General features: G+C 60.5%; 8 protein-coding genes. 4 read left to right on the top strand and 4 right to left on the bottom strand.

Translation table 11 applies throughout. The features are described from left to right. The 3 genes from FJ039_06790 to FJ039_06780 all read left to right on the top strand — a co-directional run. A partial coding sequence (locus tag FJ039_06790) for a transposase (GenBank protein ID MBM4405870.1) occupies positions 1-373 on the top strand: 373 nt, incomplete at its 5' end. Between the two features lie 363 nt (positions 374-736). After that, entirely contained in the window at positions 737-2,239 is a 1,503-nt protein-coding gene (locus tag FJ039_06785; GenBank protein MBM4405869.1) for a DUF1800 domain-containing protein, read from the top strand. Positions 2,240-2,248: 9 nt separating this feature from the next. Further along, entirely contained in the window at positions 2,249-3,586 is a 1,338-nt protein-coding gene (locus FJ039_06780) for a DUF1501 domain-containing protein (protein ID MBM4405868.1), read from the top strand. Between the two features lie 6 nt (positions 3,587-3,592). On the opposite strand, the gene FJ039_06775 is transcribed toward FJ039_06780, so the two are convergent. Next, complete coding sequence (locus FJ039_06775) at positions 3,593-3,976, bottom strand: response regulator (GenBank protein MBM4405867.1); 384 nt, start codon at positions 3,974-3,976, stop codon at positions 3,593-3,595. Continuing rightward, positions 3,973-6,222: a HAMP domain-containing protein gene (locus FJ039_06770; protein ID MBM4405866.1), complete on the bottom strand. Its 2,250-nt coding sequence runs from the start codon at positions 6,220-6,222 to the stop codon at positions 3,973-3,975. The genes FJ039_06775 and FJ039_06770 overlap by 4 nt, the downstream gene beginning before the upstream one ends. 197 nt (positions 6,223-6,419) lie before the next feature. Between FJ039_06770 and glgP the strand changes: the two genes are divergently transcribed. Further along, positions 6,420-8,135, top strand: coding sequence for an alpha-glucan family phosphorylase (glgP, locus tag FJ039_06765; protein ID MBM4405865.1), 1,716 nt, complete (start codon positions 6,420-6,422; stop codon positions 8,133-8,135). Here the strand turns inward: glgP and corA are convergent. Together corA and FJ039_06755 are read right to left on the bottom strand one after the other, a co-directional pair. Further along, positions 8,132-9,277 (bottom strand): magnesium/cobalt transporter CorA, encoded by a 1,146-nt coding sequence (corA, locus tag FJ039_06760; GenBank protein MBM4405864.1) that lies wholly within the window; start codon positions 9,275-9,277, stop codon positions 8,132-8,134. The two genes, glgP and corA, sit on opposite strands and share 4 nt — an antisense overlap. A 150-nt stretch (positions 9,278-9,427) precedes the next feature. Beyond that, positions 9,428-10,027, bottom strand: a complete 600-nt coding sequence (locus FJ039_06755; GenBank protein ID MBM4405863.1) for a MarC family protein — start codon at positions 10,025-10,027, stop codon at positions 9,428-9,430. Positions 10,028-10,132 lie beyond the last annotated feature (105 nt).

Genomic DNA, 10,132 nt, shown 5'->3' with positions numbered 1-10,132 from the left:
GCTGCGCCAAGGAGTGCGCCAGCACCTTGGCGGCTACGGCGCCGACGTCGCCTCGGGCCTTGTCCTGCGCCATGACCACGGCAGCCAGTACATGAGCGACCACTTCCAAGACGAGCTCCGCTTCCTGCGGATTGCCTCCAGTCCCGCTTTCGTGCGGGAGCCGGAGGGCAATGGCTGCGTGGAGCGGTTCATCCGCACCCTCAAGGAGCAACTGCTCCGGGTGCGAACCTTTGAGACCGTGGAGGAGCTGCGCCTCGCGCTCCTTGCCTTCAAGGAGCGGTACAACCGGGAGTGGCTCATCGAGCGCCATCGCTACGCGACGCCAGAGCAAGCACGCCGTCAGTTGCTCGCTTGCCCTGTGGTTGCCGCATGAATACAATCACATCACTGTCCAAGAAATCAGGGGCGGTACAGCGCCGCGATGATGGCGAGTGAGCGAGTCCGCAGGCGCATAACTGTGCAAGCCCTCTTTCAGTTGGGGCTGAGCACTAGCGGCGACCCCTCAAACCGCCAGGAGAGGCTCAGGCTGGTCAGTATACCGAGTAGTTATGGTTTGTTACAAGGCGGCTTGTCATAAAGACGACCGCAATATGCAAGATGTGGTAGGCTAGTTCCTAACTTTTTGTTCTGCTAGGCGTTATAGAGAGTAACTGTGAAGCGCTATAAGGGAGGAAGAGTGAAGGAGAGACCTTCTGCCAAGGGCACTGGCTCCTCTCCGGGGATACTTGAGGTCCCGATGGAGCGGAAGGCCTTTGTCACGAAGGCCGCTATGCTCGGCGCCTCGGCCATCGCCTTGGGAGCAGCGGGGAACGAACTGGCGGAGGCGATTTCGCCCCGGCGGGCGGCCGCCGACACTACATCGGGCGGTACCTCTTCCGGCCCACTTGTGCTCAAGCCGGGGCCTTTCCCGCAAACCGAAGAAGCCAAGATCGCGCATCTGCTCCGCAGAGCGGGCTTTGGCGCCACCAGGCAGGAGCTGGAGACCTACCTGAACATGGGGCTCCAGAACACCATCGTGGACCTGTTGAATTACGACCAGGTGAACGATGGCGAGCTTGAGGCAAAGCTGCAGCTCTACTTTGCGCCGCCGCCAGAGGGCACGAAGCCATTGGCGCAGAACGACTTGAATGAGTTTGTAGGCCAACAGCGCTGGTGGTTCCTGCGGATGATCTACAGCAAGCGGCCGCTGCAAGAAAAGATGACCTTCTTCTGGCACGGGCTGCTCACCAGCGGCTTTAGCAGGGTGGGCCAGGGGCCCTTCATGATTGAGCAGAACCAGCTGCTCCGCAAGCATGCCTTGGGCTCGTATGACGTGCTGCTGAAGGCCATCTCCCGCGACTACTCCATGCTCACCTGGCTGGACAGCCGGAACAACCGCAAGGACCGCCCGAACGAGAACTATGCCCGAGAGTTGATGGAGCTCTTCTCCATGGGCGTAGGCAACTATACGGAGCAGGACGTTCGAGAGGCGGCGAAGGCGTTCACCGGATGGACGATCTCAGGGGGACAGTTCGTCTTCAACATCGGCCAGCATGATTTCGACGTGAAGACTTTCCTAGGCCGCCGCGGCACCTTTGACGGGGATGACATCATTGACATCATCCTGCAGCAGCGTGCCTGCCACGAGTACATCTGCCGCCGCCTCTTCAGGTTCTTCGTCTATGACGATCCCGAGCCTCAGGTCATCAGGCGCCTGGCGGACGCCTTCAAGTCCTATAATTTCAGCATCCGGGAAGTCATGCGGGAAATCTTCATGTCTCCGGAGTTCTACTCGGACAGGGCCTACCGCGCAAAAGTGAAGAGCCCGGTTGAGTTCGTGGCGGGCGCCATCCGCAGCCTGGGCCTGCCAACGGACGGCAACACGCTGGGAAGTGTGGCCACGGCGATGGGCCAGGCGCTCTTTAACCCGCCGAACGTTGCCGGGTGGCCGGGCGGAGAGGTGTGGATCAACAGCTCCGCGCTCCTACAGCGCGTGAACTATGCGCACCGGCTGACCCAGACGATCAAGCGCGAGGTGCCGCGCATCACCTCCTCAATCACGCCGCCGCGAGGCGTGACGACGCGAGATGCCGTCGCCGGGTTTTTCGGCAAGGTGCTTCTGGATCGGAATCTGCCGCCGGGGCATGCAGAGGCCATCGCCGACTACATGAAGGCCTTTCCCAACGCCAGCCAGGATGCGGATGTGCTGGCGGATGTCATGTACCTAATGCTGGCTTCGCCCGAGTATCAGTTGGCTTAAGGGAGCGCCATGCAGCTCACCAGGAGACAATTCCTCACATCTACAGCAGTAGTTACCGCCGGATCGGTGCTGCTCCCGGCTGTTTTCAGGCGTGCAGGTGTTGCGGCGCTGGTTGACCCGCCCGCTGGGGAGGATGCGAAGAAGCGAACGAGGACGCTAGTGGTTGTGCAGATGGCGGGCGGGAACGATGGCTTGAACACCGTCGTTCCGTATAAGGAATCGCTCTATCAGTCCTATCGCCCGGGGCTTGCGCTTCAGCAGAATGAGGTTATCCCGCTTACGGATGATATCTCGCTGCATGGGAGCATGACCAAGTTCAAGGAGCTTTGGGATGCCGGGCTTCTGGCAGTGGTCCAGGGTGTGGGCTACCCGAGCCCCACCTTTTCGCACTTCAGCGCGATGGATATATGGCAGACGGCCGATCCGACGCTGAAGCTGCGCACCGGCTGGCTTGGCCGTTATCTTGAGAAACTCGATAGGAAATCCGCAGCGGCTTTTGAAGGCATGGCCGTAGGAGGAGTGCTGCCCAAGGAGTTCCAGTCTTCCATCCCGCTCCCGCTCATCGAAAGCGTGAACGCCTACCGCATCCAGACGGACGGGCTGACCGCCGATCGATCGAGCCGCCGCATCAAGGCGCTGACGACTCTATACAGTTCATTCCCCAAGGATATCCCGTACTCCCTCCTTCTGGACGGCACGATGAGCTCGATGGTGGAGAGCACGACGAAGCTGCAAACGGCGAACGCCGCCTATCGTCCCGGGGTCACCTATCCCAACAATTCGCTGGCCGCCGGTCTGCGGCTGATCGCCACCGCCATAGACGCAGGGCTTGGCGTGCGCGTGGCGCATATCTCCTTGGGCGGCTTCGATACGCATTCAGCACAGCGGGGCACCCAGCAACGGCTCTTGCAGCAGCTTGCTGACGCCATCGCCGCTTTCTACAGCGACCTCCGAGAGCACGGGCGAGATGAGGATGTGGTGGTGATGACGTGGTCCGAGTTCGGCAGGCGCGCGAAGGGCAATGGAAGCGCTGGGACGGACCATGGCTCAGCCGGGCCGATGTTTATCGTGGGCGCGAAGGTACAGGGCGGCGTGTACGGCGAGAGACCCAGTTTGAGCAATCTTGACGCCGATAATCTGCGCTTCACGACGGACTTCAGGTCCGTCTATGCCACAGTGCTGCAGGAGTGGATGGGCACATCGCCCGATGTCTCACTCGGCACGACGGCGTTTGCCCCGCTGAAGATGATCGGCAGCGCCCCGAATCCCCTGAGGCCGCTTCCACGGCCTATTGTCCCCGGCATGGCGACGTCTACGCCGATGACCGCTACCCCTGCCCCAAGGTAGGGAAGCTCAGTTGACGGCGAGGAGTTCCGCCACGAGGCCCTGAAGCGCCCGAGGGCTGAAAGGTTTGGCGACAAACCCGTCTGCCCCTGAGGCTGTCGCTGCAGCTTTCCCCGCTTCCTGGTCGAGGGCGCTAAAGAGCAAGACCTTGATATGGCGGGTGACGGGGTTGGTCTTGAGCGCACGGCAGAGGTCTTTGCCATCCCTGCGCGGCAACACGATGTCCGTGAGCAGGAGGTCCGGCAACTCCTTCTGGGCGATGGCCAGGGCCTCTTCGCCGTCTTTTGCATAGAGGAGACGGTAGCGCTTATCCCGGCCGAAGATGGCGTCCAGCACCACACGGATGCCTTCCTCGTCTTCCGCAAGGAGGATCGTCTTTTGCGCGGCGCTCATACCGGCTGCTCCAGGTTTGGGTCCTCCGTGGGGAGTGCGATGTAGAAGGTGGAGCCCTTATTCAGCTCGCTTTCCACCCAGACCTCACCGTTCATCAGCGTGACATACTCTTTGACGATGTAGAGGCCTAGACCGGTCCCACGGATGCCTACAGTCTCTGAGCGTTGCACACGGTGGAAGGGCGTAAACAGCGTCTTTTGGTCTTCCGGCGCGATGCCAATGCCTTGGTCGGAAACGGCGATGACGACGTGTTTTGTATCAGGGTGGGACTGCGCTGAGACCGTGACGTTCCTACCTGTGGGGCTGTACTTGACGGCGTTCTGGAGCAGGTTTGTCAGCACTTGCCCAAATTTGCTCTTGTCTGCAAGGACGGTAGGGAGGTTGTCCGGGATGTTGATCGAGACTGGATGGCTTTCATCCGTGGCGTGAGACGTGGCGATGGCCTCTCGCACAGCGTCCACAACCGACACCTGCTGGAGGCGCATGACGATTTTCCCCGCCCTGAGGCGCGAGACGTCCAGCAAGTCATCCACGATGGCGGCCAGGCGCTGCGCATCGGCCCGCATGCGTTCAACCCATTCGGAGGGCACTTTTCCCTTGTCTTCGCTGTCCAGCAGAAGCTCGGTGAAGGCGATGATGGTTGTGAGGGGCGTGCGGAGTTCGTGGGAGGCGACCGAGACGAACTCATCGCGCCTGCGAACAAGATCGCGCTCTTCAGTCACGTCGCGGAAGAGCAAGCCGCGGCTCTTGGGCAGCAGTTCGCTGAAGATGTCAAAGATGGAGATGACGATGGACTTGCGCTCAGGGCGGAGAACCGTCACCTCCAACTGAACCGGCAGGGGCTTCCTGCCGTGCACGGCATCGAAGAGGAGCGCTTCAGCATTCTTGGGCTCAAAGGCGCTGCGGCTGCGATCGATGATCGCGTCCAATGGCTGGCCGATGATCTGACTGGCCTTCAGCCCAAAGATCGTTAGCGCCGCGTTGTTCACATAGAGCACCCGCGCTGATTCATCGATGATGGCAAGACCCTCTACCATGCTGCTTTGGATGGCGTCCAGCATTTCGCGTTCGCGGCGAATCTCTTCGATCTGGGACTTCAGTGTGTCTGTCATCTTGTTGAATGAGACGGCCAGATCCGCGATCTCATCGCCGCCGATAACCTCGGCGCGGTGGTCCAACCTTCCGCTCTGGATCTGCTTGGCGCTACGCGCCAGCTTTTTCAGCGGTTCCGTGATGCCTCGGCTCAGCAGCGTACCCGTCACGATGGCAAGAGCCAGGGAGCCGAGAAGAGAGAAACGGATGACCCCGCGCGCCGAGGGCAACGCGGAGAATACATTGCTCTCTGAACTGCAGGCCACGGCCCTCCATGGCGTACCGACCTTGCCGCTGATTACTATCGGTCGCTGGACACACAAAAGGCGCTTTCCCTGGTCCGTGACCCACCTGGCCTTTTGGATATCTTCCATGTAGAGTTCTTTGCCGGTAGTCCATATCTCGCCAAGCTTCTCCCGATCTGAGTGGCCGATGATGAGCCCATTGCCCTCTATGACAAAGGCGAAGTTGTCTTCCGTTTGGATGCCTGTAGCGAACTGCTCTTGCGGGCTATCAACAAGCGTTGCGGCAAGGACACCCCACTGTCTTCCGTTCTCCAGCACGGGCACGGTGAAGATATAGGAGGCAGTCTTAGCCTGCGGATCGTAAATCGCTTGGGAGAGGGAGGGCTGGCCGGAGACGGTGGAGGTGTAGACCTCCAGGTCTCGCCATTGTTGTATCGGCGGAGGTTTTGGTTCGGAGGCCAGGATATTTCCCTGGAGGTCAAGGATATAGACGTGCTCGAAAGTCTTGAAATTTTGTTTGAGGATCCTGAAAATCTCCTCTTTCAACTCAGGAGGGAAGTCCTTGCGATTGGTTGGCGAGGAGGCGGCGAGGGCGGTCAGCTCCTGACGTCCGATGAAGAGCCATCGCTGAACTTCGGCTGAACTCAAATCAGCGATGTTCGCAAGGCGCTCTTTGGCATTCGCCTCTTCGCGATCTTCGAGCACAAGGCTCGATGCCAGAAGCGCGACGCTGAGCGGTACGACTGCGACGAGGACATGACCCCCAGCATCTTTGGGAGCACGCCTGCTTTGGGGCTGAACGGGATCCAGCGGGGAAGGTTCATTCGGCGTCTTACACTTCAGGTATGGCGCTCTGGATGCCTTAAGGATAACGCAATTTACATAAGTGGACGCCGCCGCTGACACCATCCGAGTGTGGGTTTCTCCTGGCCTTAGAATGACATATCTATTTCTTCCAGCGATAATCTAGCGACACAAACCTCAATAAGTAGCATCGTCCCCAGAATTGATCTTGCATCATTATCTCTATCTCAAGCATTGCATGCTTGGTCTCTATAGGCCCACCGGCCTGTGATATGTGTTGAGGGACTGGAATTGGAGCACGTATGAATGAAGATTTGGGCGCCGCTCGGGCGCCCGTGATCGCCTACTTTTCCATGGAAGTCGGCCTTGAGTCTGGGATGCCGACCTACAGCGGGGGGATGGGCGTGCTGGCGGGCGATACTCTTCGCGCCGCCGCCGATATGGGCGTCCCGATGGTGGGAATCACTCTCCTCCATCGCAAGGGCTACTTTCGCCAAAAGCTGACTGCCGAGGGAGCACAATCGGAAGCGCCCGAAGAATGGTTCCCCGAGGAGTTCCTCCAGCCGCTGCCGCCCCGGGTCGTCGTCGAGATCGAGGACCGCCACGTTACCGTCCGCGCGTGGCGATACATGCTTCGCGGCGCGTCCGGTCATGCCGTTCCGGTCTATTTCCTGGACACGGCGCTTCCAGAGAACAGTCCTTGGGACAGGACGCTGACCGATACGCTCTACGGCGGCGATGACCGCTATCGCCTGGCTCAGGAAGTGGTTCTCGGCATCGGGGGCGTTGCTGTGTTACGCGCGCTCGGCTACCAAAAGGTGAGCGTTTATCACATGAACGAAGGACATTCGGCGCTCCTCACGCTGGCGCTGTTGCATGAGCGAACGGTGGGAAAGGGCAGGCCTGCGGCCACGAAGGCGGACATCGAAGCGGTGCGCCAGCAGTGCATCTTTACCACCCACACACCGGTGCGCTCTGGTCATGATGAGTTTTCCATCGGCCTGGCGAATGAGGTGCTCGGCAGAGAGTGGTCGGACATGCTGGCGAGCCTCGGTGCGCGAAACCACTCACTCAATATGAGCCATCTGGCGCTCTTCTGCTCGCGCCATATCAACGGCGTCTCCATGCGCCACCGCCTAGTGGCCCAGGAGATGTTCCCCGGCTACTCCCTCAGCGCCATCACCAACGGTGTCCATGCAGTCACGTGGATGTCACCGCCCTTCCGCCGACTGTTCGATCAGCAATTTCCCGAATGGCGCCGCGACAACAACTGTCTGCGCCATGCCGCGGGGATCCCGCTCGAGAATATCCAATCGGCCCATGCCGCCGCAAAGCGCGACCTGCTGGATGAAGTGGATCGCAGGACCGGTCGGCGCTTGGACCCCGAAAAGCTCACTATCGGCTTCGCCAGGCGCGCGACGGGCTATAAGCGCGCCGACATGCTCTTCAGCGACGAGGAGCGGCTGCGGAAGATCGTGAAGAAGGCCGGGCCGATCCAGGTCATCTACTCAGGGAAGGCCCACCCGCGCGATGAAGAAGGGAAATCGCTCATCCGTCGCATCGTTGATGCTTCGACCGAGTTGGGAGAGGCTGTCTCCGTGGTGTACGTGGAGGGCTATGACATGGCGATGGGGAAGCTGATGTGCTCGGGAACGGATCTCTGGCTGAACACGCCTCGCAAACCGCTCGAGGCCTCCGGCACCAGCGGGATGAAGGCTGCGCTGAACGGCGTGCCGAGCCTGAGCGTACTGGACGGCTGGTGGGTGGAGGGGCATGTGGAGGGCGTCACGGGATGGGCCATCGGCGATAGCTGGGAGGGTCAGAGCGACGATGCCGCGGAGGCGCAATCGCTCTATGGGAAGCTGGAGAGCGCGATTCTGCCGCTCTACTATCAGAATCCGAAGGGCTATGCGGAGGTGATGCGCTCCGCCATCGCGCTCAACGGCTCGTTCTTCAACGCCCAGCGGATGGTGCGCCAATATGTGCTAGACGCCTACCACACGGAATCGAAGATCTAGCCGTCTAGCGGCGGCTTGGGGTTCTGCTCGCGGGGCTGCGCCGCAGGCGGGCGATCCGGCCCGTTGGGGGTGTGCAATCGAGTCTCCCCCATGCGCTTCAAATGCTTCGGCTCGACCTTGAAGAGGCGTAGCAGAGACGGCGGTTCACGCTCCCAAAGGAACCACTGGAAATTGAACCATCCCCGATAGACGAACCATGCCACGGTTCCTACGCCCACCAGGATCATGATACCCAGGAGCAGATAGAATGCCCACGTGAAATGCTCACCGGGCAGGACAAGATTCATCCCGTAGATGCCGGCGATGAGGTTCAGGGGAAGGAAGACGGCGGCGATCAAGGAGAGGACCTTCACGATCTCGTTTTGGCGGTAGGCCACAGCGAGGTAGTAGGACGAGAGGGCGGTATCTGCGCGCTCCCGAAGGGTCTGGTTCAGGTCTTCTATGCGCACGATGTGGTCATAGACGTTGCGGTAGTAGAACTCCGTCTCTGCCGAGACAATGGGAAACTCGCCGCGGCTCATGCGATTCAGCACTTCCCGCTGTGGAGCCATGACACGGTGGATCCGCAGGGTAGAACGGCGAAGGGCGATGATGGTGTCCAGCGTTGCCCGATCCGGGTTGTCCACGATGGCCTCTTCGATCTTCTCCGCCACCTCAGCCATCCGGTCAATGGTGGGCATCACGTTATCCATGACGGCATCTATAAGGGCGTGGGTGAGGAATTGCGCACCATAGCGCATGGGGCGGCCGTCTTCATCGGCGCGGCGGCGGACGCCGTCAACGCTCATCATCGCAAAGTTGTGGTTGCTGACGACGAAGTGCGGCCCGAGAAAGATCTCAAGCTCCGTTGTCTCCACAACTTCCGACTCCGCCTGGTGGTTGATGCCGTGGACGATGATGAATAGATATTCCTCGAAGTCGTCGATCTTGGGCGGGTGGACCAAGGGGTCAACGCAGTCCTCAATGGCTAGGCGATGGAACTTGAAGACGCTTTCCAGGAAGCGGGCATCGCGCTGGTCGGTGCTGGTGATATCAACCCAGAGCAGGCCCCGCTTCGATTCGAAGGCGGCCTTGACCTCAGCTTCAGTGAGGTTTTTCTGGAGCGTCGAATCCGGGGCGAGGTAAAAGGCGGTGAGGGGCATGCGTACGTGCCTCTAAGCGGAATAGAGGACCTTCATCATCATCGCTATCCATTGCCGGGTATTTGCTCCTTGGTCGCCTGCGTCACGTGCGGACAGCAACCGATTATACGCCTCCAGCCAAGATGCAGAATCGTATGCCGCTGCGTGTAGCTAGATCGCGAAGCTCTCCTTGATGCCCGTCACCGCAAGCCGCACGGCGATGGCGGCTAGGAGCAGAGCCGCTATCTTGGAAGAGGCGCGCAGGCCTCCTTTCCCGAGGAAGCGGGCGATGGTAGTTCCGAAGGTGAAGATGATCCAGGCGATGACGATATTGACCACAAAGGCGGAGACGACGATTCCGTAGGAGTACTGGTCGGTCAGCACGAGGAGGGTGGCGAGGGTCCCGGGCCCGGCGGTGAGGGGCGTCCCGATGGGCACAACGGCGGCAAGCTCGCGCACATCAGGCGGCTGCTGGCGAAGGAAGCCGGTCCCCACAAGCTCGCCCAACGCTATGGCAAGCAGGACAATGCCGCCTGCGATAGCGAAGTGACCCACTTCGATGTCCAGGAAGCGCAAGAGGGCGTGGCCCAGGAAGAGGAAGGCGAGGCCGACGGCCATGGCGGTCAGAAGCGCGATGTTGATGGCCCTTCGCCGCTGTTGCGGGGAGGCCGACTCTAGGATGCCGAGGAGGATGGGGACCGTGCCGATGGCGTCAATGGCGACCAAAAGGGGGAAGAATGCGAGGAGGAATTCCTTCCCGAAGGGGTCCATCGGCGGCGCTCCTAGGTGCAGCTTGTGCCCAGTGACTATACGATTCGCCCCTGCACAGGGTCAATCGGCTCTCAGGGGGCGCTTCTTGACGACTCCGGCCCACAG

This window comes from Chloroflexota bacterium, from assembly GCA_016875535.1.
Taxonomy (GTDB): Bacteria; Chloroflexota; Dehalococcoidia; order SHYB01; family SHYB01; genus VGPF01.
The sequence above is the reverse complement of the archived record's forward strand: the minus strand, read 5'-3'. Positions and strand labels throughout refer to the sequence as shown.